Source organism: Pseudactinotalea terrae (assembly GCF_009733845.1).
Classification (GTDB): Bacteria; Actinomycetota; Actinomycetes; order Actinomycetales; family Beutenbergiaceae; genus Pseudactinotalea; species Pseudactinotalea terrae.
Genome location: NZ_WNXZ01000002.1, coordinates 323494 through 347160, shown reverse-complemented (window position 1 = coordinate 347160; position 23667 = coordinate 323494). Strand labels below are relative to the sequence as shown.

Annotated in this window: 23 protein-coding genes; 10 read left to right on the top strand and 13 right to left on the bottom strand. The window is 71.6% G+C overall.

Annotation, left to right across the window (positions count from 1 at the left end; genetic code table 11):
* Nucleotides 1-57 precede the first annotated feature (57 nt).
* Nucleotides 58-1620: an FG-GAP-like repeat-containing protein gene (locus GPA03_RS09095; RefSeq protein ID WP_156251673.1), complete on the top strand. Its 1563-nt coding sequence runs from the start codon at nucleotides 58-60 to the stop codon at nucleotides 1618-1620.
* Here the strand turns inward: GPA03_RS09095 and GPA03_RS09090 are convergent.
* Nucleotides 1617-2090, bottom strand: coding sequence for a MarR family winged helix-turn-helix transcriptional regulator (locus GPA03_RS09090; RefSeq protein ID WP_241681189.1), 474 nt, complete (start codon nucleotides 2088-2090; stop codon nucleotides 1617-1619). The genes GPA03_RS09095 and GPA03_RS09090 overlap by 4 nt on opposite strands.
* 74 nt (nucleotides 2091-2164) lie before the next feature.
* On the opposite strand from GPA03_RS09090, the gene GPA03_RS09085 reads away from it, so the two are divergent.
* Together GPA03_RS09085 and GPA03_RS09080 are read left to right on the top strand one after the other, a co-directional pair.
* Nucleotides 2165-3982, top strand: a complete 1818-nt coding sequence (locus GPA03_RS09085) for an FAD-binding oxidoreductase (RefSeq protein ID WP_156251672.1) — start codon at nucleotides 2165-2167, stop codon at nucleotides 3980-3982.
* Entirely contained in the window at nucleotides 3979-4878 is a 900-nt protein-coding gene (locus GPA03_RS09080) for an LLM class flavin-dependent oxidoreductase (protein WP_156251671.1), read from the top strand. The genes GPA03_RS09085 and GPA03_RS09080 overlap by 4 nt, the downstream gene beginning before the upstream one ends.
* 8 nt (nucleotides 4879-4886) lie before the next feature.
* Here the strand turns inward: GPA03_RS09080 and GPA03_RS09075 are convergent, their stop codons facing one another.
* From GPA03_RS09075 to GPA03_RS09055, 5 genes are all read right to left on the bottom strand, one after another.
* Complete coding sequence (locus tag GPA03_RS09075) at nucleotides 4887-5480, bottom strand: acVLRF1 family peptidyl-tRNA hydrolase (RefSeq protein ID WP_156251670.1); 594 nt, start codon at nucleotides 5478-5480, stop codon at nucleotides 4887-4889.
* A complete protein-coding gene (locus tag GPA03_RS09070) occupies nucleotides 5477-6679 on the bottom strand; it encodes an MFS transporter (RefSeq protein ID WP_241681188.1) in 1203 nt (400 codons plus the stop codon). The genes GPA03_RS09075 and GPA03_RS09070 overlap by 4 nt, the downstream gene beginning before the upstream one ends.
* 45 nt (nucleotides 6680-6724) lie before the next feature.
* Nucleotides 6725-7417 (bottom strand): hypothetical protein, encoded by a 693-nt coding sequence (locus GPA03_RS09065; RefSeq protein ID WP_156251669.1) that lies wholly within the window; start codon nucleotides 7415-7417, stop codon nucleotides 6725-6727.
* A 147-nt stretch (nucleotides 7418-7564) separates the two neighbouring features.
* Nucleotides 7565-8350 carry a DUF3027 domain-containing protein gene (locus GPA03_RS09060; protein WP_156251668.1) on the bottom strand — a complete coding sequence of 262 codons (786 nt, stop codon included), beginning with the start codon at nucleotides 8348-8350 and terminating at the stop codon, nucleotides 7565-7567.
* Between the two features lies 1 nt (nucleotide 8351).
* The gene (locus GPA03_RS09055; protein ID WP_156251667.1) at nucleotides 8352-8735 is read right to left on the bottom strand and encodes a cold-shock protein; all 384 of its coding nucleotides are present in this window, start codon (nucleotides 8733-8735) and stop codon (nucleotides 8352-8354) included.
* An 84-nt stretch (nucleotides 8736-8819) separates the two neighbouring features.
* On the opposite strand from GPA03_RS09055, the gene GPA03_RS09050 reads away from it, so the two are divergent.
* Nucleotides 8820-11048 carry a helicase-associated domain-containing protein gene (locus GPA03_RS09050; protein WP_156251666.1) on the top strand — a complete coding sequence of 743 codons (2229 nt, stop codon included), beginning with the start codon at nucleotides 8820-8822 and terminating at the stop codon, nucleotides 11046-11048.
* Between the two features lie 13 nt (nucleotides 11049-11061).
* Here GPA03_RS09050 and GPA03_RS09045 read toward each other — a convergent pair whose 3' ends face one another.
* The 4 genes from GPA03_RS09045 to GPA03_RS09030 form a co-directional block, all read right to left on the bottom strand.
* Complete coding sequence (locus GPA03_RS09045) at nucleotides 11062-12177, bottom strand: ABC transporter permease (RefSeq protein WP_156251665.1); 1116 nt, start codon at nucleotides 12175-12177, stop codon at nucleotides 11062-11064.
* On the bottom strand, nucleotides 12174-13058 hold the full coding sequence (locus GPA03_RS09040; RefSeq protein WP_156251664.1) for an ABC transporter ATP-binding protein: 885 nt from the start codon (nucleotides 13056-13058) through the stop codon (nucleotides 12174-12176). The genes GPA03_RS09045 and GPA03_RS09040 overlap by 4 nt, the downstream gene beginning before the upstream one ends.
* A 102-nt stretch (nucleotides 13059-13160) precedes the next feature.
* Complete coding sequence (locus GPA03_RS09035) at nucleotides 13161-13832, bottom strand: response regulator (protein WP_156251663.1); 672 nt, start codon at nucleotides 13830-13832, stop codon at nucleotides 13161-13163.
* The gene (locus GPA03_RS09030) at nucleotides 13829-15091 is read right to left on the bottom strand and encodes a sensor histidine kinase (RefSeq protein ID WP_156251662.1); all 1263 of its coding nucleotides are present in this window, start codon (nucleotides 15089-15091) and stop codon (nucleotides 13829-13831) included. Before GPA03_RS09030 ends, GPA03_RS09035 begins: the two co-directional genes overlap by 4 nt.
* Before the next feature lie 95 nt (nucleotides 15092-15186).
* On the opposite strand from GPA03_RS09030, the gene GPA03_RS09025 reads away from it, so the two are divergent.
* The gene (locus tag GPA03_RS09025; protein WP_156251661.1) at nucleotides 15187-15834 is read left to right on the top strand and encodes an MBL fold metallo-hydrolase; all 648 of its coding nucleotides are present in this window, start codon (nucleotides 15187-15189) and stop codon (nucleotides 15832-15834) included.
* A 194-nt stretch (nucleotides 15835-16028) separates the two neighbouring features.
* Nucleotides 16029-17675: a DNA repair helicase XPB gene (locus tag GPA03_RS09020; RefSeq protein WP_156251660.1), complete on the top strand. Its 1647-nt coding sequence runs from the start codon at nucleotides 16029-16031 to the stop codon at nucleotides 17673-17675.
* Nucleotides 17676-17684: 9 nt separating this feature from the next.
* Here the strand turns inward: GPA03_RS09020 and GPA03_RS09015 are convergent, their stop codons facing one another.
* Nucleotides 17685-18401 carry a type 1 glutamine amidotransferase gene (locus GPA03_RS09015; RefSeq protein WP_156251659.1) on the bottom strand — a complete coding sequence of 239 codons (717 nt, stop codon included), beginning with the start codon at nucleotides 18399-18401 and terminating at the stop codon, nucleotides 17685-17687.
* Nucleotides 18402-18509: 108 nt separating this feature from the next.
* On the opposite strand from GPA03_RS09015, the gene GPA03_RS09010 reads away from it, so the two are divergent.
* Both GPA03_RS09010 and GPA03_RS09005 read left to right on the top strand, forming a co-directional pair.
* Nucleotides 18510-20621, top strand: coding sequence for a TPM domain-containing protein (locus tag GPA03_RS09010; protein WP_162458314.1), 2112 nt, complete (start codon nucleotides 18510-18512; stop codon nucleotides 20619-20621).
* A gap of 49 nt (nucleotides 20622-20670) precedes the next feature.
* Nucleotides 20671-21447: a PspA/IM30 family protein gene (locus GPA03_RS09005; protein WP_156251657.1), complete on the top strand. Its 777-nt coding sequence runs from the start codon at nucleotides 20671-20673 to the stop codon at nucleotides 21445-21447.
* Between the two features lie 112 nt (nucleotides 21448-21559).
* Here the strand turns inward: GPA03_RS09005 and GPA03_RS09000 are convergent, their stop codons facing one another.
* Together GPA03_RS09000 and GPA03_RS08995 are read right to left on the bottom strand one after the other, a co-directional pair.
* Entirely contained in the window at nucleotides 21560-22021 is a 462-nt protein-coding gene (locus tag GPA03_RS09000) for a PGPGW domain-containing protein (protein ID WP_156251656.1), read from the bottom strand.
* 98 nt (nucleotides 22022-22119) lie between these two features.
* The gene (locus tag GPA03_RS08995) at nucleotides 22120-22566 is read right to left on the bottom strand and encodes an anthrone oxygenase family protein (RefSeq protein WP_162458313.1); all 447 of its coding nucleotides are present in this window, start codon (nucleotides 22564-22566) and stop codon (nucleotides 22120-22122) included.
* Between the two features lie 120 nt (nucleotides 22567-22686).
* Here GPA03_RS08995 and GPA03_RS08990 point away from each other — a divergent pair, with 120 nt between their 5' ends.
* Together GPA03_RS08990 and GPA03_RS08985 are read left to right on the top strand one after the other, a co-directional pair.
* Entirely contained in the window at nucleotides 22687-22983 is a 297-nt protein-coding gene (locus tag GPA03_RS08990) for a winged helix-turn-helix transcriptional regulator (RefSeq protein ID WP_241681187.1), read from the top strand.
* Between the two features lie 47 nt (nucleotides 22984-23030).
* Complete coding sequence (locus tag GPA03_RS08985; RefSeq protein WP_156251653.1) at nucleotides 23031-23615, top strand: NYN domain-containing protein; 585 nt, start codon at nucleotides 23031-23033, stop codon at nucleotides 23613-23615.
* Nucleotides 23616-23667 lie beyond the last annotated feature (52 nt).

Here is a 23667-nt window from a genome sequence, read left to right as displayed (position 1 = left end):
GAACCGAGCCGTTAGCGTCGGGCGCGAGTCCCGTCCGTCACGACGAAGTGAGATCTCGTGCGCTCCCAGCCCGCCAGCGCCCGTCGCGCGCACCGACCCGCACTCCTGGTCCTCGTCCTCGCGCTCGTCGCCTCGCTGCTGACCGCCGGGCCAGCGACGGCGGCCCCCACCACCTCTGGCGACGTCACCTCGCCCGTGGACGCCGGGACCTACCGGCTGTCCTCGGCACAGGGGCCTCGCTGCCTGCCGATCATCATGGCGACGACCTGGCACAACGGTCAGGATCTGGGAGGTGCGACCGGGAACCGGCTCTTCGCGATCGCCGACGGCGTGGTCACGCGAGCGCAACCGGACTCTGCAGCCGGGCAGTGGATCACGGTGCGCCACGTCATCGACGGCGTCACGATCACGGTGGGTTACTCGAACGTGGTCAGCGCGACCCAGTACGTGAGGGTGGGCCAGCGAGTCTCGCAGGGCCAGCGCATCGCGACCATGGGCAGCACCGGCGTCTCGACCTCGCCGCACCTGCACCTCGAGGTCTGGCGCGGCGACTACGGCGACACCCTCCTCAACCCCGAGACGTGGTTCCGCCGGCAGGGCATCGACCTGCGCGCGGACGCGGACCTGATCACCCAGGTGAAGACCCCCACCGAGTGCCGTTATTACGCGAACGGCACCACGCGCGTCTACCGCACCGCCTCGACATCCTCGACCGTGCTCGCCACGGTGCCCTCCCGCACGGTGCTGACGTCGACACCTGGTTCGCAGTCAGGAAGCTTCATCCGCGTCAGCGTCAACGGCGTCACCGGTTGGGCGCCCCGCGGCAACGTCACGCCGACCGACGACGCGTGGACCCAGCGGCACCTGCTCGGTGACCACGACTACACGGGCGACGGCGTCTCGGACCTGCTGGCCGTCACCTCCGGCGGCTCGCTGCGGCTCTACCCCGGCAACGGACGCGGCGGATTCCTCGCCTCGCGGCAGGTCGGTAACGGCTGGAGCGGGTTCGAGATCCTGACGCCGGGCGACTTCAACGGCGACAGGCGCGCCGACATCCTCGCGGTCGACCGGAGCGGGCGGTTGCGCCTCTACCCCGGCAACGGGCAGGGCGGATTCCGCAGCCACGTCCAGATCGGGCACGGCTGGGGGTCCTTCTCGCAGCTGTTCGCGATCGCCGACTTCAACGGCGACCAGCGCGCCGACCTGATCGCGGTCGACTCCTCGGGCCGGATGCTCCGGTACCCGGGCCTGGGCAACGGCCGCGTCGGCTCCCCCACCCAGATCGGCCACGGGTGGGGCGTCTTCGACCGGGTCATGGCGGGCGGGGACATCAACGACGACAGCTCGCCGGACATCCTGGCGATCGATGCGCGCGGTCGGCTGTTCGTGTACTTCGCGAACCCTCAAGGCACGATGAACGCCGGTCAGCAGATCGGTCACGGCTGGGCCAACATCACGATCGTGCCGGTCGGCGACTTCAACCGGGACACATACTCCGACGTGCTCGGGATCGACAACACCACCGGGCGCCTCTACCTCTACCACGGCGACGGCAACGGCCGGGTGCGGTCAGCGACCCAGGTCGGTCACGGCTGGCAGGTCTTCGTGCAGGTCGTCTAGGGCTGGGGAGCACTCGAGGACTCGAGGCCGGCGGCCACCTCGCACGCGTCGACGGGGTGGTCGACGCCACCAGTCGCCCTCGCGAGCAGGGCACGCAACTGGTCACGCTCGGCCACCGTGAGCTCGCCGAGCAGGGAGTCCTCGATGTCACGGACCTGCCGGCATGCCTCCGAGAGCGCTCGCGCGCCATCGTCCGTGGCGACCACCTGTCGCTGCCGGCGATCGCTCGGGTTCGGTCGCCGCTCGACCAGACCGGCCTCGGCGAGATCGTCGATCAGGTAGGTCATCACGGTGCGGTCGATCCCCAGGTGGGCCGCCAGCGCAACCTGGCTCGGCTGCGTCCCGGCGGCAACCTCGCGGAGGGTGTGATAGCCCCGCGGGCCGTGCGGCACGTTCTGCAGACATGGGCTGATGGCCTCGCGATAGCTGCGCAGCAGCGTCGCCAGCATCACACCCAGGTCCTTGTCCACGGGAACATCCTAAGCCAGATGTGTTGTTGAGCCAATCATCTGCTAGACATACGATCTGACTGGAAGAGGTACACATGACCGACCTAGGGATCGTGCTCGACCTGAGCGGCTCGCCGTCCGGCCCCACCATCGCCGAGATCGCGCGAGCCACCGAACGAGCCGGGCTCGACGTGATCGTGGTGCCCACGCCGGCCGAGGACGGCCTCGACGGCTGGACGGTGGCGACCTGGGTCGCTGCTGCAACAGCACGGATCGCGGTCGGACTGAGCCGCACCAGGCCGGTCATGCCACAGCCGACGGGTGCCGCGATCCCCATCCCCGCCGTCGCCGAGAAGGCTCGTGAGAGCCTCGACCTCCTGGTGGGGCCGCGTCTGCTGGAGAAGGGGTGGACGGAGGCGCCGGCCGATGCCGGCCCAGACCAGGTACGCGCACTCGCCAAGGACGGGCACACGGTCGTCGTTCCCGTGACCTCTGTCGCCGACGTCGAGCGAGTGGCCGGCCTGCTGCCCGACCGGCCACGCTCGACGCGCGGCGCGGCTGCGCGCGCCCGCCGACGGCCCGGGATCGACTACGACAACGTGCCCGCGTCGCTGGCCGACACCGCTGTCGAGCCGGGCGACCCCCGCTACCGTTCGGTGCGCTCCACCTACATGCGCGGCGGCTCCCCCGGTCTGGTGCTGCGACCTCGCACCGCGGACCAGGTCGCAGACGCGCTGGCGTTCGCTCGCGAGCATCGCGACCTGCCTCTCGGCATCCGCAGTGCCGGGCACGGACTCAGCGGCCGCTCCACGAACGACGGCGGGCTGATCATCGACGTGGGCGGTATCGACTCGGTCGAGGTTCTCGACGTCGAGCGCCGGCTCGTGCGCGCGGGCCCCGGGGCGACATGGAAGCAGGTGGCCACGGCGATCGCACCGCACGGCTGGGCGATCAGCTCCGGCGACCACGGCGGCGTGGGCGTGGGCGGTCTCGCGACCGCGGGTGGCATCGGGCTGCTCGGTCGCGCGCACGGGCTGACGATCGACCACGTCCGAGCCGTCGAGATGGTGCTCGCCGACGGCACCCAGGTGCGCGCCTCCGCCGAGGAGAACTCGGACCTGTTCTGGGCGGTGCGCGGGGCTGGCGCCAACTTCGGCATCGCGACCGCCTTCGAGCTCGAGGTCGACGAGGTCGCCGAGGTCGGCTGGGCGCAGCTGACGTTCGTGAGCGAGGACGTCGAGGCATCGCTGCTCGCGTACGCGCGGGCGCAGACGCAGTCACCTCGGGACACCACGGTCTTCCTGGTCACCGGATCGCCCCAGCGCGGGCAGTCGGTCATCCAGCTGTACGGGATGGTGGAGTCGGCTGACCCCGACACGATCATCGAGCGGCTCAACGCCTTCGTGCCGGTAGGACAGCTCGCACAGCAGCAGGTGGTGCTCACCACCTACGCGTCAGTGATGTCGACGGCAGCCGACGTGGGCCCGGACGGTCACCACGGTGCCGGTGAGCCGGTGGGGCGGTCGGGCTTCCTGCCCGAGCTGACGCCCGAGTTCGCCCGTGACGCGGCGGCGGCGCTGCGCGGGGGGCGGCTGCGCTGGTTCCAGCTGCGGGCGATGGGTGGCGCGATCGCTGACGTGGCACCGCAGGAGACGGCCTTCAGCCACCGTGACCCCGACTTCCAGGTGACCGGGCTCGGCGCGTTCCACGCGGAGATGGACGAGGTGTGGCAGCCGCTCGAGGCTCACATGGAGGGCCTCTACCTCAGCTTCGACACGGCGCCCGGGCCGGGCCGGGTCGAGCGCGCGTTCCCGCCGCCGGTGCTGGACCGCCTCCGCGACCTCAAGAGCCGATACGACGCCGACGGACTCTTCCGAGACAACTTCCCCCTCGCCCCAGGAGCACGAGCATGACGGACTACGGCCACGATCTCCTCTTCGGGAGCTTCATCACCCCCAGCGCGGCGGGAGCGCAGCAGGCGCTGCAGCTCGCGCAGCTCGCGGACGCCGAGGGGCTCGACCTGGTGTCGTTCCAGGACCACCCGTACCAGCCCGCGTTCCTCGACACCTGGACGCTGATGACGTGGGTCGCGGCGCAGACCTCACGTGTGCGGATCGTGCCGAACGTGATCAACCTGCCGCTGCGCCCACCCGCGCTGCTCGCACGCCAGGCGGCATCGCTCGACCTGCTCAGCGGCGGTCGCTTCGAGCTCGGTCTGGGTTCGGGTGCCTTCTGGGACGCCATCGAGTCGATGGGCGCCCGCAGGCTGACCGCGGGCCAGGCGGTGGCCGCGCTGTCCGAGGGCATCGACATCATCCGCGAGCTCTGGGACACCGGCACCCGTGGGGTTGCTCGCGTGCCGGGTGAGTACTACAGCGTCGACGGCGCCAAGCGAGGTCCGGCGCCCGCGCACCCGGTCGGGATCTGGATCGGCGCCTACAAGCCCAAGATGCTCGCGCTGACCGGCGCGAAGGGCGACGGCTGGCTGCCCTCGCTCGACTACCTCCCCGAGGGCGTCGACTCGCTGCCGACGCTGAACGCGCACATCGATGCGGCTGCGCAGGAAGCCGGGCGGCCAGTGACGGCGGTGCGGCGGCTGCTCAACCTCATGCGTGCGGAGTTCTCGACGAACGGCACTGGGTTCCTGGACGGCCCGCCGCAGATGTGGGCCGAGCAGCTCGCTGACGTCGCGCTCCTGCACGGCGTCTCCGGCTTCATCCTCGGGGGCGACGACCCCGTCAAGACGCAACGGTTCGCGGCCGAGGTCGCACCCGCGGCGCGGGAGATCGTGGCCGCCGAACGGATGTGACCTGCGCGTCAGTCCAGTGTGATGCGGACCGAGCGTGCGCGGCGAACGGCGTGCTCGAGGACCGCAGGCGTTGGGTCCGACAGGTCGTAGAGGTCGCGCGCGGGCAACGTGCGCAGTCCCGCCAACCGCGGATCCTCGATCACGGCCGCGACCAGCGTGCGATCGCCCCCGCGTACGAGCGCCTCCAGCCTCGCGTCGCGCAGGTGGGTCACCGCGTGCTCGGTGACCGCCGTGACCAGCTCGTCGGCCTGCTTGCCGCGGCGGCGTGCGAACCGCTGCTGGGACCAGCCACCTGCCGCGGTCCGGGACTGCACGTGGCGGCGGCCGACCTTGCGAGTGGCGAGCGCCGCGCCCTCGGCGACCGCCACGGCGTACCCACCGCGTCGGATCAGCAGCAGGCCGATCCGCCCGGGCGGCGCCGTCGCAGCGATCAGGTCCTCGACGGAGGCCGCGTGGACCGTGCCCCACGAGGCGAGCGTGGCCTGGGCACCGTCGGCACTGACGATGTGGCCGCCGTCGATCGCTATCGGACCGTGGCGGTCGGCGAAGCCGGCGAGCCAGCGACCGAGCCGGTCGTGATCGACCTCGACGGTGCGGGTCATGTCCGCTCCGGCGGCGGAGCCGGCCGCCCCGGCACCCAGCGTCCGAGTGCAGCGGCGGTGGCGGCGGCGATGGGACCCATCGCGGTGATACCGAGGGCGAGGGACCCGAGCGCGGCGCCGGCGGAGACGATCAGCGGGCCGCCTGCGTTGCCGGAGTCGGCGAGCAGGCGCCAGGCGCCGAGGAACTGAGCGCGCTCCCCGGGCGGCGCCGTGTCAGCACCGAGCGTCATGATGACGCCGGACCCGATGCCGTTGCCGAAGCCGAGCAGCATCGCCGCGGCGGCGAGGCCGCCCACCGTGCCGGTGAGCGGTATCAGCACCATCGCCACGCCCATGATCAGCATCGAGGGGATCGCGACCCAGCGGCGGCCCTTGAGGTCCATGACCTTGCCGGCCGGGTAGAAGAGCAGCATGTCGATACCGCCCGCGATACCGAACACGAGGCTCGTCGTCGCGGCACCGAGCTCGAGGTGCTCGGCCCACAACGGGATCACCGTCATGCGCGCGCCGCGCATCGCACCGACGAGCAGCACGGCCACTCCCAGGGTGCTGAGGACCCGGCGATGCGCCCTGACGACGTCGAGCAGCCTGGTCGGTCTGGGGCGGTCCTTGCGCGACCTGTCCGGGTCGGTCGCGACCGCGACGACGACGGCCGCGAGGATGCTCGTCGCGACGCCGAGCCAGTAGATCGACGCGGTCCGATCGGTGACGTGGGCGATCGCCGCCCCGGCGAACGGACCGATGAACAGGCCGATCCTGGCGACGCCGCCGAGCGTCGAGAGCGCGCGTGCTCGCCTCAGCACCGGCACCGACTCGGTCAGGTACGACTGCCTGGCCAGCCCGTACACCGCCTCGGTGGCGCCGAGCAGCAGTGCCCCGAGCCCCAGCACCAGCAGATGGGGCGCGAGCGCGAGCAGCGCCATGCCGACGACCGCGACGGCCGAGGCGATGATCATCGCGGCCCGGTCGCCGAGGCGTGCGGCCACGGCTCCCGCCGGCAGGTCGGCGAGTATCCGCCCGATCGGGAGCAGCGCCGTGATGACGCCGGCGGTCGCCAGATCGGCGCCGAGCTGTCCTGCGCTCACGGCCAGGACCGGCATCATCGCGCCGATCCCGATCTCGAAGACGAGGGACGGCAGGTAGACGCCCGGGATCAACGCCGTCCATGACGGCGTCGGGCCCGGGCGTTCGTCAGTCACGCCGAGCGATCATGCCAGGCACGCCTGACGGCGTGCCCGTGCGGATCAGCAGATGAACTCGTCGCCATCCTTGCCGCCGCCGGCGAACGCCAGCTCGCCACGGATGAACTCGTCACCATCCTTGCCACCGAACGCAGCAGCGATGAACTCATCACCATCCTTGCCGCCCAGCGCCGCACGGATGAACTCGTCACCATCCTTGCCACCGAACGCAGCAGCGATGAACTCGTCACCATCCTTGCCACCGAACGCAGCAGCGATGAACTCGTCACCATCCTTGCCACCCAGCGCCGCACGGATGAACTCGTCACCGTCCTTGCCGCCCAGCGCCGCACGGATGAACTCATCACCATCCTTGCCACCGAACGCAGCAGCGATGAACTCGTCACCGTCCTTGCCACCGAACGCAGCAGCGATGAACTCATCGCCATCCTTGCCACCGAACGCAGCAGCGATGAACTCATCGCCATCCTTGCCACCGAACGCAGCAGCGATAAACTCATCGCCATCCTTGCCACCGGCATAGGCCAGCTCGGCACGGATGAACTCGTCTCCATCCTTGCCACCGGCGAGGGCGGCGCGGATGAACTCGTCACCGTCCTTGCCACCGGCGAGGGCGGCGCGGATGAACTCGTCACCGTCCTTGCCACCGGGCAGGATGGGGCCGTTCGAGGGTGCAAGACGGGTGACGGAAGTGACGTACTTCGTCGTCAGGGCAGTAACGACCGAGGGGTACATGGGGGCTCCTTCTCAGGACCGTGTGGAGTTGTCAGGGGGTAAGTGCCGGGATGGCACTTCACGGTAACGCGCGCGCGACAACTCCTACGAGGTGACCTGAAAGTCCGCTCGGGGTGAGAAGGGGGTGGAAAAAGAGGACGCTATTCGCTATTCAGAGGGAGGGTCCGTGCGGATGACCTCGATGTCGAGCTCGTCGATCAGCGGCTCCGCCTGCTCCCAGTCGTGGCCGCTGCGCGAGACATCGGTCTCCGAGTGCGCACCGCAGCCGTGATCGAAGCTGACGACCTTGCCGTCATCGGGCGACCACTCGTTCGCGCAGACCCCGAAAAGCGTGCCGAGGGGCCCTGCGAGGGGGATGATGAAACCGCAGGTGGCGCAGTCCGCGCCAGCCGCACGGGCGCCGGCGCTGGCCGGGCCGTGGACGCCGTCGTACCAGCGGGCGGCTGCGGCGTCGATCGCCGCGGAGGTCATCACGCGCTCGCGGTCAAGGCCGAGCTCGTGGATCGCGACGCGGTCGATCTCCGGGTCGCCCGTGGGGACGACGCCGCTCTCGAGACGCTCGTCGGAGCCGTCGAACGGCAGCCGGTCGGTCGGGCTGAGGTCGCCAGGTGCGAGGCGCTCGGCCCAGGGCAACCACACCTTCGCGAGCAGCGCACCGTCGCCAGGGAGCAGCCCGGTCTCGCACACGGTGGCCGTGCGGGCGCGGGGTGCGCGAGCGACGGTGACGATCCAGTGCCAGCCCGAGTAGCCCGGCATCAGGCACGCGAATGCGTGGGTGCCGAACCGCTCGCCGTCCAACGTGAAGCCGAGGTGCTCACCCACCTGACCGGGGTCGGTCTCGCTCTCGATCACCTCACGAGCGAGGTCGACGGCGCCCGCGAGGACAGCGTCCTTCGCGGGACGGCGGGTGCTGGTCTCGGTCGTCGTGCTCACCTCAGGCGTCGAACTCGTCAGCGACGGCGCGCATCACGGCCGCGATCTTGGTGGCCTCGGCGCGCTCGGGGTAACGCCCCGCTCGGAGGCGGTTGCCGGAGCGGTCGAGGAGCTTGATGAGATCCTCGACGATCGGCACCATGTCCTCGGCGGGCTTGCGGTGACCGCGCGAGATGGTCGGCGCCGGTTCCAGCACGGTGACCGAGAGGGCCTGCGGGCCACGGCGGCCATCGGCCACGCTGAACTCGACGCGGGTGCCCGGCTTGGGAGCAGCGGCACCAGCAGGCATCGCCGAGGCGTGCAGGAAGACCTCACCACCGTCGTCGGACGCGATGAATCCGAAGCCGCGGTCGGCGTCGAAGAACTTGACCTTGCCGGAGGGCACCGTGTTCCTGCCTGTTCGTGCGAGGGCGCGCGAGAGCGCACCGGATGGACCTGGGGACAAGCGTACGTCACTACGATCGTCAGAATGGCCACCAGCGATCCCGCGCTCGTCGAGGCACTTCGCGCGGCCGACGACGCCTGGCTGGCAGCGTTGCTGGAGCGCCGACCCGATCTTGCGCGCCCCGTCCCGTCCTCGCTGACGGCGATGGCGGCACGGGCGGGCACACGGGCCTCGGCGAGCCGGGCCGTGGCAACCCTCGACGTGCGCGACCTCACCGCTCTCGAGGCTCTCGTGGTGATGTGCGGCGGCGGTGGCACGACGACGGTCTCGGCGCTCACCACGGGTCTGGGGGTCGATCCGGAGGGCTCGCTCGAGCGACTTCGCGCGCTCGCTCTCGTGCTCGGCGCCGATGACGCGCTCATGCCTGCGCCAGGGGCTGCCGAGGCTGTGGGCCCCACCCCGCTCGGGCTCGGACCGCGGCTGCGGTCGCTCCAGGTGAGCAGCTTCGAGGGCTGGCCGACCACGGTGCCCGCGCTGCGCACCCTGATGGGCTCGGCGCCCGAGGGTGCTCGCAAGCTGCTCGAGGCACTCACCTGGGGTCCACCGGTCGGCACGCTCGGCACCGAGATGCCGCCCGCCGCCCGGTGGCTCCTCGACCACCAGGTGCTGCACCGAGCCAGCGCCACCGAGGTGGTGCTGCCGCTAGAGGTGGCCGTTGCTGCGCGTGGCGGGCGGCTCGCCCGGGACGTGCGGCAGGAGCCACCGCTGGGCGATGCCGCCACGCGGCGGGCCGATGTGGTGGCGTCCGAGGTCGTGACCGCCGCGGACGGCATCCTGCGACATCTGGAGATGCTTCTCGCCGGCTGGGCCAAGGAACCACCGACCACGCTGCGTGCCGGTGGCATGGCGGCACGGGACATCAAGCAGCTGGCGACCACTCTGGCGGCGACCACCGAGCACGCCGTGCTCGTGTGCGAGCTCGCGGGCATGATCGACCTGGTCGGGCACGTGCACGAGGACGAGGGCACGCGTTGGGCGCCCGCCCCGGCCGCCGAGACGTGGCCCGAGCGCACTCCGGAGGACCGCTGGGCTGACCTGGTGACGGCGTGGCTGGGCTCGGCGCGCGTGCCGTGGCTCGCGGGCACCCGGAACGACCGCGGGGCCCTGCGTTCGGCCCTGGCGCCGGACTTGCACCGGTCCTGGGCCGCACCGCTGCGGCGCCGGGTGCTCGACGCCGTGGCGGCCTGGCCCGAGAACACGGCACCGTCGGCGGCGCAGGTGCGCGCCTACCTGCAGTGGCAGGCACCGCGCTCGGTCCCGCCTGCCGCCACGGTGGTCGCCGTGCTCGCCGAGGCCGAGACCATCGGCCTGCTGGGCGCCGGGGCTCTGGGGCCGGCCGCACGCACCTTGCTGGAGGGTGGCGACCACGACGCCGTCGCGGCCGCGCTCCGGGGCCTGTACCCGGCCGCCGTCGAGGAGATGATCGTGCAGGGGGATCTCACCGGCATCGTGCCCGGGCGACCCAGCGCCGAGCTGGCCCGGCTGCTGGACTCGTGCGCCGACGTCGACAGCCGCGGCGCCGCGCTCACCGTCCGGTTCACACCGACCTCGATCGCGCGAGCCTTCGCCGCGGGCGGCTCGGCCGAGGGCCTGCTGGAGCGGCTGCAGCGGGCCTCGCTGGCACCGCTGCCGCAGCCCCTGGAGTACCTGGTCCGCGACATCGCGCGGCGCCACCGGCGAGTCCGCGTGCAGCCGGCGTCAGCGATCATCCAGGCCGACGACGAGGCCGCCGTCGCGGCCCTGCTGAGCGACCCGCGGCTCGCCGACCTGGGGCTCCGGGCGATCGGCCCCACGGCGCTGGCCGCCGATGCGACCCCGCTCACGGTGCACGAGGCGCTGCACGGCGCCGGGGCTGCGCCGCTCCTGGAGTCGGCTGAGGGTCGGCCGCTGCAGCTCACCTCGGGGCGGGCGCGCGCCGCACGTCCTGCGGAGCTGGAGGGCCCGCCACGCGAGGGGCCGGTCGCCGTGCCTGAGGCCATCGCCACGATGCGCGCCGGCGAGCGCCGGGCGGCCGCGCTGCTGGCCGGCACCGAGACGAGCTCGACCCCCTCCGACGAGCTCGACCTTCTGCGTGCCGCCGCCGCTCAGGGCACGCAGGTCCGGATCGTCGTGGCAGGCAGCGGCGGCATGCGGCAGGAGCGTGTGGTGCGGCCGCTGTCCGTCGAGGCCGGGCGTATCCGCGCTCTCGATGCCGCCCGCGAGGCCGAGATCACCGTCGCGACGCACCGGATCGTGGGTGTCCGCCCGGCCTAGGCATGTCTCGTGACTACGTGCCCGAGCGCAGCACCTCGGCGACCTTGACGCGCTTGCCGGTCCGCAGCAGCGACCTGTCGTAGATGAGCGCGGCCACCCGGAGCGCGATCACCGTGGCGACCACGAGCACGCCGAGCGCGAGGAGCGACTCCCACACCGTCGTCGTGCCGAGGAACACCCGCATCGGCACCGCGACCGGGGCCGAGAACGGGACGTAGCTCATCACAGCGAGCGCCGTCGGGTTGTTGTTGAAGACGATCACCAGCACGTACGGGATCATCACCAGCATCATGATCGGGCTGGTCGCGCTGGCGAGATCCTCGACGCGGGACACGAGCGAGGCCGTCGCCGCGTACAGGGCGGCGATCATCACGAACCCGACCGTGAACAGGGCCACGAACCAGAGCAGCGGGATGCCGAGGCCGTCGAGGAGGAGCGAGCTCCCGGTCGCAGCGCCGGCCCCGATGACCATCAGCGCCACCAGTGCGATCTGCGCGAACGCCAGCAACGAGTTGCCGATCACCTTGCCGGCGAGCAGCGCCCGGGCCGGGATGGTCGCGAGCAGGATCTCGACGATCCGGGTCTGCTTCTCCTCGACGACGCTCTGCGCGATCGTGTTGCCGTAGGTCATGGCGGACATGAAGAACACCAGCCCGAAACCGAGCCCGATGAAGTACGTGAGGAACGGGTTCGGTGCGTGGGGATCGAGCAGCTCGACCTGCGGCGTGATGCTGAGCGCCTGGATCAGCCCTTCCGGCGCGGAGCGCTCACCGATCACGGTGAAGCCCTCGGTGCCCGAGCCGACGACGCCGGCCTCGACCGTGCCGTCAAGGATCAGGTCACGGACCTCGTCCTCGGTGCCGACCTCGGTGACCTCGTAGCCCTCCAGGGCCGAGACCGCCCCGGCGGCGTCCGCGGTGGCCGCGACCGTCGTCGTGCTCTGGAACAGGCTGCCTGCCTGGGTGCCGATGACGGCGGAGGCGAGCACAGCCGCGAGGAAGATGATCGTGGAGATGATGAACGCCTTCGAGCGCAGCCGCACCATGATCTCGCGCTTGGCGACGATGCTGACGGCACGGCTGAAGGAGAGCCCGCGCTCGGCGGTCTGAGGGGTGGTCAGGGTTGTCATCGGACGACCTCCGCGAAGATCTCGGTCAGGGGGCGGTTGAGGGGGCCGAACGACGTCACGGAGCCGCGCTCGACCGCCTGGCGCAGCACGGTGTCGGCCAGCTGCGGGGAGTCCGCAGCGAACCGGACGTGGCCGGCGTCGAACTCCACGACCTGCACGCCGGGGACGTCGCGCACCCAACCCGTGTCGGCCGAGGTGACGAGCATCCACTCCGGGCTGCTGTGCCGGGCGCGGATCTCCTCGCGGCTGCCGGCGGCCCGGACGCGGCCGTCGGCGATGATGACGAGGTCGTCGCAGAGCCGCTCGACCAGGTCGAGCTGGTGGCTGGAGAACAGCACGGGCGCCCCGGCGTTCGCGACGTCGCGCAGCACCTCCAGCGTGGTCTCCACGGCCATCGGGTCGAGACCCGAGAAGGGCTCGTCGAGGATCAGCGCGATCGGGTCGTGCACGAGCGCCGCCGCGATCTGGGCACGCTGCTGGTTGCCGAGGCTGAGCGCCTCGACCGTGTCCTTGAGGCGCTCGCCGAGCCCGAGCCGCTCCAGCAGGTCCGTGCCCCGTGCGCGTGCAGCTGCCGCGGTCATGCCGTGCAGCTCGCCGAGGTAGACCAGCTGGTCGATGACGCTCATCTTCGGGTAGAGCCCGCGCTCCTCGGGCATGTACCCGATGCGCGAGCGGTAACCCGGGCCCATGGGGACGCCGTCGACCTCGACGGTGCCTGAGCTCGGGGCGAGGACGCCGAGGACGATGCGCATCGTCGTCGTCTTGCCCGAGCCGTTGGCTCCGACGAAGCCGGTCATCCGGCCGGGCGCGACGTCGAAGGACACGTCGTGGAGAACCTGATGGTTCCCGAAGGAGCGGTTGATACCGCGGAGCGAGATCATGCGACCACGCTAGGGCCGCGCCGCACCCCACCGGATCGCCCGCGCGGCGGAAGCGTGGCTCTCGCGGATTCCCCCGCGCGGCGGAGCCACGCCGCTGTCGGGCTACGATCCCGGCGCCACGACACCGTGCTCGTAGGCCCAGATCACCGCGTGGATCCGGTCACGCACGCCGAGCTTCATCAGCACGTTGGAGACGTGGGTCTTGATGGTCGCCTCGCCCAGGAACAGCTCCGCCGCCATCTCGGCGTTGGACCGACCGCGCGCCAGGTGCATGAGCACCTCGCGCTCGCGCTCGGTCAGTCCCTCGAGCCTCGACGGCGCAGCCGGCGCCTGGGGTGCCGCCGCCGCCGCACCCTGGCCGGCATAGCGCTCGATCACCCGCCGGGTGACGGCGGGCGAGAGCAGCGCGTCACCGCGTGCGAGCGCGTGCACCGCCTCGATGAGCTGCTCGGCCTCCGAAGACTTCAGCAGGAAGCCACTGGCCCCGGCATCGATCGCCTCGAACAGGAAGTCGTCGCGGTCGAAGGTCGTGAGGATCATCACCGCGGCACCGCTGCCGCCGGCAGTGATCTCGCGGGTGGCCGCGAGTCCGTCCATCACGGGCATCTGGACGTCCATGCAGATCACGTCCGGCTGCAACGCGGCGGCCTGCTCGATCGCGACCTTGCCGTCGGACGCCTCCCCCACGACCTCGAAGCCGGGCTCGGTCTCCAGGATGGTGCGAAACCCCACCCGGACGATCGACTGGTCATCGACCAGCAGAATGCGTGTCACGTGTCCCTCTCGGTGGTGCTCGAGACCAGATCCTCCCGCACGGCCGCGCCCGTGGGGATCGCTGCCCGCACCAGGTAGCCGCCCCGGCTCTTGGGCCCCATCTCGATCCTGCCGCCCAGCGCGGCCACACGCTCGGCCATGCCCCGCTGGCCCACCCCGAGACCGGGCGCACGCGAGCTGATCGAGGCTGCGCCGTCGTCTCCGATCTCGACCTCGAGAGCCTGTGCGAGGTAACGGATGCGGACATCGGCACCGGCACCGAGGCCGGCGTGCTTGCGGGTGTTGGTGAGGGCCTCCTGGATGACCCGATAGGCCGTGAGCTCGACGGCGGGGCTCAGCTCGCGTCGCTCCCCCACCACCTCGAAGTCGACCGGACCGTGGGCGCGGGCCTGGTTCACGAGGTCGCGCACGTCGGCGAGCGTCGGCATCGGCGCGTTCGACTCGTCCGTGCTGCGCAGCGCCCCGACCATCGTGCCGAGCTCGGAGATCGCCGTGCGTGCACTCTCCTCGACCGAGCGCAGCGCGGTGGCGGCGCGCTCGGGGTCACGCGATAGCACGCGGCGGGCCGCACCGGCCTGGATGCCCATCGCGGAGACGTGGTGCGCGACGACGTCGTGGAGCTCACGCGCGATGCGGAGCCGCTCGAGCGAGATCGCCTGCTCGGTCAGCTGCACCTGCTGGGCGCGGACCTCCGCCTGCGCCTGCTCCAGCGCCTCACGCTCGACCGCCTGCTGCCAGGACCGGTCCCCGAACACCCACCCGGCTGCGAAGTAGGCCGCGTTGACCATGACCTGGACCATGAACCACGAGAAGAACGCCTGCACGCCGTGCTCGCCCGTCTCGGGCGAGTAGAAGCCCCGGATGCCGGCGCTGGCGAGCCAGATCGCCATGACGATCACGGTGGCCAGCCGTGCGCGGAAGGCGAGCGTCCGATTCGTGCACCAGGCACCGACCGAGTAGAACGGCAGGAACAGCACCACCTGCGAGACCGTGATCTCCATGGCGCCGAGCTCGCCGCCCACGGCATAGGCGACGCTCGTCGCCACCATGGCGACCACGGGGTGGGTGCGCCGCACCGCCAGCGGAGCGGCGATCAGCACCGAGAACGGCGCGGCCATCCACATCGGCTGCTGGAACTGCTGGATCTGCGCCGTCCACACCAGCACGGCGACCAGCGCACCGGCGAATGCCAGCGCGAGCGCGGTCAGCGCGTCGGCGCGCACCATCGCGGCGTCGGCGGGTCGGCGCAGGTCTGCCATCCGGCCAGGGTAGGGCGGGTGCAGCCGGACCGCCCATCCGCCTACCGGCGGGACCGCCTCCCCCGCGTGACGGAGAGAGCGGTAGCGTCAGGATCGTGAAGATCACCAAGCATGAGCACGCCTGTCTGGCCGTCGACGGCGACGCCGGCACCCTCGTCATCGACCCCGGCTCGTTCTCTGGTCGTCTCGTCGACCTGGAGGCGGTCCGCGCCGTCGTCATCACGCACGAGCACGCCGACCACTGGACCTCCGAGCACGTGGCCGACCTGCGCCAGCGGTTCCCGGAGGCTCCGATCTACGGCCCCGCGGGCGTGGCTGCCGCGGTCGCGGCCAGCGAGGCCGGTGACGTGGTCGAAGCCGTGGCACCCGGCGACATCCGTGAGGTGGGCGGCTTCCGGCTGGAGTTCTTCGGCGGCACGCACGCCGAGATCCACCGCACGCTGCCACGGGTCGACAACGTGGGCGTGCTGATCGACGGCCGGCTCTACCACCCAGGCGACTCGCTGGTGGCGCCAGGGGTGCCGGTCGAGATCCTGGCCGCGCCCGCCGGCGCGCCGTGGCTGAAGATCGGCGAGACGATGGACTTCGTGCTCGAGGTCGCCCCGAAGCAGGCGATCGCGATCCACGACGCCGTGCTCTCCGAGGCCGGGCTGCGCATCTCCGAGGCACGCATCACCGGTGCGGTCGAGAGCGTCGGCGGGACCTACGTGCAGCTCCGCGCGGGAGATGCCGTCGTCGTCTGAGGCGCGCTCGGACGCCCGCGGCCAGCTCGCGCCTCCCCGAGCGGTGACTGCGCCACGCGGCCGGCCCCGCCGGGTCGGCTCCGGCTGCCGAGCGCGCACATCGCCGGTGAGCTAGCACCGCGCAGTGTGCGATCTCACCGTGGATGTGCGCAGTCAGCCCGAGCAGGGCACGCAGCGCGAGAGACAATGGTCGGATGCCCGATGGCCCCCTGATCGTCCAGTCCGACAAGACCCTGCTGCTCGAGGTCGACCACGAGCAGGCTGCGGCGTGCCGTCGCGCGATCGCTCCGTTCGCGGAGCTCGAGCGCGCGCCCGAGCACATCCACACCTACCGCCTCACCCCGCTGGGGCTCTGGAACGCCCGCGCCGCGGGCCACGACGCCGAGCAGGTCGTCAACACCCTGCTCGACTACTCGCGCTACCCGGTGCCGCACGGGCTCCTCGTCGATATCGCGGAGACCATGGCCAGGTACGGGCGGCTGCAGCTGCTCAGCCACCCCACGCACGGGCTGGTGCTGCACGCGACCGACGTCGCCGTGCTCACCGAGGTGCTGCGCTCCAAGCGCACCTCGGGGCTGGTCGGCATGCGGATCGACGAGAGCACCGTGATCGTGCACCCGAGCGAGCGCGGGCACCTCAAGCAGGTGCTCGTGAAGCTCGGCTGGCCGGCGGAGGACCTGGCGGGCTACGTCGACGGTGAGGCGCACGAGATCGATCTCGACGACAGGGACTGGTCGATGCGGCCCTACCAGGCGGAGGCGGTCGAGACGTTCTGGCACGGCGGGAGCGGCGTCGTCGTGCTCCCGTGCGGTGCGGGCAAGACGATCGTCGGGGCGGGCGCGATGGCCGAGGCCAAGGCGACCACCCTGATCCTGGTGACCAACACGGTCAGCGCGCGGCAGTGGCGCGACGAGCTGGTGCGGCGCACCACGCTGACCGCCGAGGAGATCGGCGAGTACTCCGGCGCCCGCAAGGAGGTCCGCCCGGTCACGATCGCGACCTACCAGGTGCTCACCACGAAGCGGAAGGGCGTCTACACGCACCTGGAGCTGCTCGACGCGCGTGACTGGGGCCTGATCCTGTACGACGAGGTGCACCTGCTCCCGGCCCCGATCTTCCGGATGACGGCGGATCTGCAGGCCCGGCGGCGGCTCGGTCTCACCGCGACGCTCGTCCGCGAGGACGGCCGCGAGGACGAGGTGTTCAGCCTCATCGGCCCCAAGCGCTACGACGCCCCCTGGAAGGACATCGAGAGCCAGGGCTGGATCGCGCCGGCCGAGTGCGTCGAGGTGCGGCTCGACCTGCCGCACGCGGTGCGGATGGCGTACGCCTCCTCGGAACCGGAGGACCGTTATCGGATCGCCTCGACGGCGAAGGCCAAGACCGACGTGGTCCGCCACCTGGTCGACTCGCACGAGGGCGAGCAGGTGCTCGTGATCGGTCAGTACCTCGACCAGCTCGAGCACCTGTCCGAGACGATCGGGGCGCCGCTGATCACCGGTGCGACCACGGTCAACGAGCGGCAGCGCCTGTTCGAGGGGTTCCGACAGGGCGAGATCAGCACGCTCGTGGTCAGCAAGGTCGCGAACTTCTCGATCGACCTGCCGGAGGCCTCGGTCGCCATCCAGGTCTCGGGCACGTTCGGGTCACGCCAGGAGGAGGCGCAGCGGCTCGGCCGCATCATGCGCCCCAAGGCCGACGGCAAGACCGCGCACTTCTACACGGTCGTCACGCGCGACACGGTGGATGCGGAGTTCGCTGCGCACCGGCAGCGCTTCCTCGCCGAGCAGGGCTACGCGTACACGATCGTGGACGCGGAGGACCTGCTGGCGCAGGCGTAGCCAGCTGCCCTAGGCGAGCACCCGGTCGCAGACCAGCTGGGTGAAGGTGCGGCCGATGACGGCGGCGAGCTTCTCCAGCTGCTCGCCCGCCTCACGATGGCGGGCACGGGCCGCCTCGACGTCGCCGCCGTGACGCTCGGTCCATGCCGCGAAGGTGTCCTCGCCCGCCTCCGGATGGAACTGGACGCCCCATGCGGAGCCGACGCGGAACGCCTGGAACGGGTACTGGCGTGAGCTCGCGAGCCACACCGCGCCCTCGGGCAGCACGCTGATCGCGTCGTTGTGGCTGGATGGCGCCAGCACGTCGCGACCGAGCGCGTCGACGATCGGCGAGAACAGCGGGTCTGCCTCGCCGTCGGGCCGGACGCGCACCTCGACGACCCCGCGCTCGGGCCCGCTCGGGGCGTTGACCTCGACCTCGCCGCCGAGCGCGACGGCGAGGAGCTGCGCCCCGAGGCAGACGCCGAGCGTGGTGGTGCCGTGCTCGACGGCATCGCGCAGGTAGGTGCGGACGGCCGGGAGCCAGGGGGCGCGCTCGTCGTCGTAGGCAGACATCGTCCCGCCGAGGACGAGGAGACCATCGATCTTGGAGATCGGGGGCAACGTCTCACCGGCGTCCGGTCGGACGACCACGAGCTCGGCGGAGCCGAGGGCGGGGCGCAGGAGGTCGAGCGGGACGGCGTCCTCGTGCTGGATCACGGCGATGCGGGGAGTGGTGTTCTGCACGGGCGGGAACCCTACCCCAGTGCGCTGGAGCGCTCCCAGGAGCGGTGTACGCAGGACTCACCATCGCGCCGCGTTGCGCCCTCCGTGACCAGGCGCGAAGATCACCAGGTGAGCAAGCAGACAGCAGTCCGCGCGGTGGCGGCCGTCGGAGTCGCGGCGGCAGCGGGGCTCGTGCTCGCTGCACCGGCCTACGCCGAGCCCCCGTTCGCCCTGGACGACCGGGTGGTCGACCGCTCGAGCGAGCAGGTGGCGGCGGCCGATCTCGAGGACCTCGCCGCCGCTGCTGACGAGGTGGTCGCCGAGACCGACTACGACCTGTGGACCGTCTACGTGGACTCCTTCGACGGGATGCGCGCGGTCGACTGGGCGAACGAGACGGCGATCGCGACCAACGCGAACACGGACGTGCTGCTGCTTGCGATCGCCGTCGAGGACCGCGAGGTGGCTCTCTCGGTCGCTCAGGAGGCCCCGCTGTCCGACGCCGACATCAGCGACATCGAGGCTGCGGCTCGGAGCGAGGTCGGCAGCGGCGACTGGACCGGCGCCTCGCTGGCGGCCGCCGGCGCGGTCATCGAGGTCACGACGGGGAGCGCGGCGCCGACCACGGAGCCCGACGACGAACCCTCCGGCGGCAGCAACGGCCTGGGGTGGGTGCTGGGCGGCGTCGCGGTGCTGGCGGTCGGCGGCGGGGTCGTCGCGATGGCACGCCGCTCCCGCAGGAGCCCGGAGCCCGGGCAGCCACCACAGCCGAGCGGGCCGCCGACGCCCGAGCAGCGATGGGCCTCGGTGAGCACGGCCGAGCTCGGCCAGCGCGCCGGGTCGGCGCTGGTGGCGCTCGACAACGACGTGCGCTCCTCTGCCAACGAGCTCGCCTTCGCGGAGGCGCAGTTCGGCATCGAGGCCACCCGCGACTTCAAGGCCGCGCTGGCGCAGGCGCAGCAGCAGCTGGCCCACGCGTTCACGATCCAGCAGCAGCTCGGCGACTCGACGCCGTCCGAGGACGCCCAGCGCAGGGGCCTCGTCGAGATCCTGGGGCTGTGCGAGGCAGCTGACGAGGCGCTCGACTCCCAGACGGAGGCGCTCGCCGACCTGCGGTCCCTGCAGGAGAACGCGCCCGCGGTCCTGGACGAGCTCGAGACCCGCGCCCGCGAGCTCGCGGGTCGGGTGCCCGCCGCGAGGGGCACGCTCGGCCAGCTGGGGGCGATCTACCCTGCCACGGCGCTCACCACCGTGGCGCGGGCGCCCGACCAGGCCGAGGCGCTGCTCGCCTCGGCGCGGCAGTCGATCACCGAGGGCCGGTCCCGTGTGCAGGCCGACGACCGCGGCACCGCCGTCGCCTTCGCGCGGACCGCCGAGGATGCGCTGCAGCAGGTGGGCACGCTGCTGGAGATGGTCGCGCACGCGGGCGACACGCTGGCCGAGGCCAGCTCCGCCCTCGACGGCGCGATCGCCTCGCTGACCTCCGACGTCTCCGATGCCGGCAGGCTGGCGCCGAACGACTCGACGGTCACGCCGGCCGTCGAGCGCGCGCAGGCGGCGCTGCAGGCCGGTGCGGCGGCCAGGAACGGCGGCGACCCGATCGCTGCCCTGTCCGAGCTGGCAGCGGCTGAGCAGGCCCTCGACGCCGCGCTCGCACCACGCCGCGAGCAGGAGCAGGTCCACCGGAAGGCGGCCGGCCAGCTCGCCGGACAGCTCGCTGCGGCCGAGGCGGCCATCGGCCGGGCGAACGCCTTCATCGAGACCAACCGCGGTGCCGTGCAGACCACCGCGCGGACCAGGCTCGCGACCGCGTCGGAGTCGCTAGCGCGGGCGCGCAGCCTGCAGGAAAGCGATTCACAGGGCGCGCTCACAGCGTCGCGGGCTGCGCACGACGCGGCCACGAGCGCCCTCCAGCTCGCGCAGAACGACGTCAACGGCTGGCGCCGGAGCACCGAGAGCATCGGCGGTGGTGGCTACTACGGCCGCTCGGGCGGCATCGACGCCGGCTCGCTGATCCTCGGTGGCATCCTCAACGAGGTTCTCGGTGGCGGCCGGCGATCGGGCTGGGGCGGCGGATCCTCGTGGGGTGGCGGCGGTAGCCGCTCGGGCGGGGGCTGGGGCGGCAGCCGCTCCGGCGGCGGGCGCACCAGCATGGGCCGCAGCATGGGATCGATCGGCCGCAGCAGCTCTCGGCGCAGCGGTGGCAGCAGTCGCCGCGCGGGCGGCGGGAGGCGCCGATAGACCTAGACCTTGTTCCGCCTCAGCACGAACTCACGAAGGGCAGTACCTCATGACCGAGAAGCAGACCATCCTCGGGCGCATCGCTCAGCTCACGCGCGCCAACATCAACTCGCTGCTCGACCGGGCCGAAGACCCGGAGAAGATGATCGACCAGCTCGTCCGCGACTACACGAACAACATCGCCGAGGCCGAGCAGGCGATCGCGCAGACGATCGGCAACCTGCGCCTCGCCGAGCAGGACTACAACGAGGACGTCGCAGCGGTGCGGGAGTGGGGCAGCAAGGCGCTCGCAGCCTCGCAGCGGGCCGACCAGGCCCGCGCACAGGGCGATGCTGCTGCTGCCGATCGCTACGACAACCTCGCGAGGATCGCGCTGCAGAAGCAGATCGGATTCGAGAGCGAGGTCAAGGAGGCCGAGCCGATCCTTGCGTCGCAGAACCAGGTCGCCGAGAAGCTCAAGCAGGGGCTGGCGATCATGAAGGATCGCCTGGGCGAGCTCAAGACGAAGCGCGACCAGCTGGTCGCCCGCGCGAAGTCGGCCCAGGCCCAGCAGCAGGTGCAGGAGGCCATCGGGTCGATCAACGTGCTCGACCCCACGAGCGAGCTCGGCCGGTTCGAGGACCAGGTTCGCCGTCAGGAGGCACAGGTGGCCGGCCAGGCCGAGCTGCAGGCCTCCTCGCTCGACGCCCAGTTCTCCGAGCTGGAGCAGCAGGGCGACATGCTCGAGGTCGAGGCCCGGTTCGAGGCGCTCAAGCGCGGCGGCACGGTCCAGGACGCACCCGCTCAGCCCGCTATCGAGGATGCACCGGTCGACCAGCAGCAGTGACGGCGACCACCAGCTGAATCGCCTCGACGCGACGGCCCGACTCCCTCCGGGGGCCGGGCCGTCGGCGTCAGGCGACGAACGAGCGCATGGGCAGGGTCTCGCGCGGCGGGGCTCAGCGACCGGCCGCACGCTCCTCGATCCTCGCGACCTCCTCGGGCTTGCCGTGGAAGCGCCGCACGCTCCACACCAGCAGCGCGATCCCGATGAGGCCCGAGAGCACGAGGGTGCTGCCGGTGCCCCGACCGCCTGGCAGCCACAGGATCTCGGGCAACGGCCACCACGGCGGCATCGGCGGCTTGAGGAGCCACAGCACGCCGAACCCGATGATCGTCAGCGCGAACAGGGTCGAGACCACGATCCGCGGCACGGTCTCGACGCCCTCGGCGGCACCCTTCATCGCCCGGATCTCGATCGGGCGCAACCGCTTCTCTGCCCACGTGTAGTGCTGGGAGAGGATCGCAAGGCCGGCGAACACCATCACCAGGCCGGGCCCGGGCAGCACGAGCGCGGCGATGCCAGCCACCACCAGTACCCAGCCCAGCACCAGCAACGCGATGTCGCGGGCCTTCGCCATGCGTTGCTCCCTGTCGTCGCCTTGCCATGAATCTGGGTCACGGTACCCGGCTGCGGGACCAGGTGGGCGACGCCGTCCAGGATGCCTCGCTCGGGGCGTCAGCGCGCGACGGCCACCACCAGCAGAGCGAAGGCGACGACGAGCAGCACGACCCTGACGGCGTGCCCACGGTCCCAGCGCCGCATCACCTGCTGCCAGTCGCTGGGTGGCTGTTCGGGATCCCACCGCGTCGCACGCGTGTTCATGGGGACGAGATAGCCGAGCGACAGCGCGGTGATCGCCCCGTACGCCACGACAGCCCCCGTGAGCGGCCCGCGAGCGCCGTCGTCCCATCCGACCAGCAGCGACGCGACCACGAGGACCAGCGCGACGCCGTAGGCCACCGGCATGGCGCGTCCCAGCGCGCCCGCACCCTGCGTGCGGCCGCGGAGCATGCTGGTCTGGTCGAGGGTGGCGAGGATCGGGCCGACGACGACGCTGACCGCGAGCTCGAGCCCGGCGAGCAGGCCTGCGACGACGGCGGTGGCGATGACGAGATGTTCCATAGGTGTCATCGTGACTTTAAACTGCCACGCATGGAAGTACTGTCTTCAGTGTCAGTGTCCCTTGATCGCCCGGTCGCTCAGCTGACACAGCCGGACGAGCGCGAGCTGCGGGAGTGTCCCGTGGACACGGCGCTGTCGGTGATCGGCGGCCGGTGGAAGGCCACGATCCTGTGGCGGCTCTCCGAGCGGCCGATGCGGACGAGCGAGCTGCGGCGCAGCATCCCGGCGATCACCGAGCGGATGCTGATCCGGCACCTGCAGGAGCTCGTGCGAGACGGCGTGCTCACCAGGATCGACGCGGGCACGGTGCCTCCCCACGTGACGTACGAGCTGTCCGAGTACGGCCAGACCCTGGCTCCCGTGGTCGGGGCGCTGTGCGAGTGGGGCCGCGGTCACCAACGGCGCGGCGGAGCGTGAACCAGCAACCCGACGCCCGGAGCCGGTCGAAACCATAGGCTTGCCAGGTGACGGAGACCGAGGAGACGCCGCAGAGTGCGCGACAGACCTACCTGCTCGTCGATGGCGAGAACATCGACGCGACGCTCGGGCTGAGCGTCCTCGGGCACCGCCCCGCCCCCGAGGAGCGGCCACGCTGGGACAGGATCACGGAGTTCGCCTCACGATCCTGGCAGCAACCGGTGCGAGGCCTGTTCTTCCTCAACGCGAGCACCGGTCAGATGCCGATGAGCTTCGTGCAGGCGCTGCTCGCCATGAGCTACCACCCGATCCCGCTGGCCGGCTCGGGCTCGGAGAAAGTCGTCGACATCGGTATCCAGCGCACCCTCGAGGCGCTCAAGGACCGCCCCGGCGACGTGCTGCTGGCCTCGCACGACGGTGACTTCCTGCCCCAGCTCGAGTCGTTGCTCGACGGCGAGCGCCGGGTGGGCGTGCTGTGCTTCCGCGAGTTCGTCAACGCCAAGATCACCGAGCTGACCGGCGCCGGGTTGGAGGTCTTCGACCTCGAGGACGACGTGGCCGCCTTCAACGTGCCGCTGCCGCGGGTGCGGATCATCCCGCTCGAGGCGTTCGACCCGAACCGCTACCTCTAGACATCTCCCCAGGCGACTCTCAGGAATCTTCCAGTCTGGGCGCGCACACTGG

Bases quoted from the DNA above. Each gene is read 5' to 3' on its own strand.
- GPA03_RS09085 (WP_156251672.1), top strand. From the start codon at position 2,165: ATGACCGACCTAGGGATCGTGCTCGACCTGAGCGGCTCGCCGTCCGGC.
- GPA03_RS09080 (WP_156251671.1), top strand. From the start codon at position 3,979: ATGACGGACTACGGCCACGATCTCCTCTTCGGGAGCTTCATCACCCCC.
- GPA03_RS09075 (WP_156251670.1), bottom strand. From the start codon at position 5,480: ATGACCCGCACCGTCGAGGTCGATCACGACCGGCTCGGTCGCTGGCTC.
- GPA03_RS09065 (WP_156251669.1), bottom strand. From the start codon at position 7,417: ATGTACCCCTCGGTCGTTACTGCCCTGACGACGAAGTACGTCACTTCC.
- GPA03_RS09050 (WP_156251666.1), top strand. From the start codon at position 8,820: ATGGCCACCAGCGATCCCGCGCTCGTCGAGGCACTTCGCGCGGCCGAC.
- GPA03_RS09045 (WP_156251665.1), bottom strand. From the start codon at position 12,177: ATGACAACCCTGACCACCCCTCAGACCGCCGAGCGCGGGCTCTCCTTC.
- GPA03_RS09040 (WP_156251664.1), bottom strand. From the start codon at position 13,058: ATGATCTCGCTCCGCGGTATCAACCGCTCCTTCGGGAACCATCAGGTT.
- GPA03_RS09030 (WP_156251662.1), bottom strand. From the start codon at position 15,091: ATGGCAGACCTGCGCCGACCCGCCGACGCCGCGATGGTGCGCGCCGAC.
- GPA03_RS09020 (WP_156251660.1), top strand. From the start codon at position 16,029: ATGCCCGATGGCCCCCTGATCGTCCAGTCCGACAAGACCCTGCTGCTC.
- GPA03_RS09005 (WP_156251657.1), top strand. From the start codon at position 20,671: ATGACCGAGAAGCAGACCATCCTCGGGCGCATCGCTCAGCTCACGCGC.
- GPA03_RS09000 (WP_156251656.1), bottom strand. From the start codon at position 22,021: ATGGCGAAGGCCCGCGACATCGCGTTGCTGGTGCTGGGCTGGGTACTG.
- GPA03_RS08995 (WP_162458313.1), bottom strand. From the start codon at position 22,566: ATGGAACATCTCGTCATCGCCACCGCCGTCGTCGCAGGCCTGCTCGCC.